Below are 1437 nucleotides of genomic sequence, written 5' to 3' on the forward strand. Positions count from 1 at the left end.
ACTCTTATCATCCCCTTCATTCCAATTTTCATATTACTCGCCTGTTCATTAATCAGTTGGAAAAGACAAAATCAAACAGACTATCTGTTATTTGCAATGCCATTCACGAGAAAAGAGCTTTTTCTTTCTAAGTGGCTGTTCGGGACAATCGCAATTCTATTCATAATGAGTCTTAATGGCATCTTAATTTATTTCATCCTAAAGATTAATCTTTTTAGCCAATACCAATCTTTCGGGCCAATGCGTACATTATTATGGTATGTTACCATTACATGGATTGCGATTTTTACAATAGCTATTTTTATTGGAACAATTGCTGGGAATGTTATTTCACATAGTATATTAAGCTTAGTTTTCATTATATTACCATCTGGATTAGGCATGTTACTTTTTCATTTTGCTTGGATTCACACAAATGTATCTACAACTGAATTTTTCCTTAAGAAAGCGAATTATGCATCATATATAGAGAATATTGAAGTTTTTGCACCTACTAATAATACTTATATATCTTATACATTTAATCCAAAAGTAAAAGAAGTAGACATTAATAATTTAAAAGAATCAGTTAAGGAGCACCATCAATTTCAGCCTATCTGGAAGCTTATCACTCCGATTCTATATATTCTCATCCTTTTACCATTAGGAGTATTTTTATATGATCGGACCCCAAATGAAAATAACGGTAAAATATTATTATTCACTAAACTAAATGGTTTATTTATACCGTGTGTTACAATATGTTTTGCTCTATTAGGAGGCCGGATAACAGGTGGAAAAAGTGATCCGCTATTAAGTTATTACGCTGGTTTCATAATAATAGGACTATTTAGCTATGTAGTACTTCACTATTTGATAAATAAAAAATTTTTACTTCATACGAAATAACCTCCTCACTAAAAGGAGGCTATTTCACATTCTCTCTCCTATCCCCATACACCATCTCTTCTTTCATCCCAAATCCATCACCATTTTGTACAATTTGTTCTGTCGGTGCGACTACACTTTCAGCAATTTTCCATTCCCCACGCTCTTTCAGAAACACTTGCAGAAAATAGTTCATGCCATTTAGCTGATATGCATTTTCTTTTTTCACATTATAGTGCACCGCAATGTARTRCACTTGAATATTTTCTTTCCCTGCTTTYGATACGTATTGCGATAATCTYGGAATATACATWGATGCTTTCTGAGAAGGYAGTTGCTTCGCTTTAACGAGCGATGAACTTGTTACATTACGTAATGTGTCTTGATTACGAATATTATCACTATGGTGGAATAATACTACGTTTTGCATAGAGCGAACCCATAATTTCGAATATAAGACAGTATTATCGTTTTCAATATATTTCACTTCTTTTTGCACGACTTGAATTGGAGTATCAGCGTATAAGAATGTATTAAAACAAAAAAAACTTCCTAATAAAATGGTAAGTC

Annotated in this window: 2 protein-coding genes; one reads left to right on the forward strand and one right to left on the reverse strand. The window is 32.4% G+C overall.

What is annotated here, in order from left to right; genetic code table 11:
- Positions 1-888, forward strand: an 888-nt coding sequence (locus tag AC1DJR_RS29615; RefSeq protein ID WP_477004219.1) for an ABC-2 transporter permease, incomplete at its 5' end; no start/stop codon positions are given.
- Between the two features lie 19 nt (positions 889-907).
- Here AC1DJR_RS29615 and AC1DJR_RS29620 read toward each other — a convergent pair.
- The coding region (locus AC1DJR_RS29620) for a hypothetical protein (protein WP_477004220.1) at positions 908-1437 on the reverse strand (530 nt) is incomplete at its 5' end.

The organism is Bacillus sp. 05T31 (genome assembly GCF_056396725.1).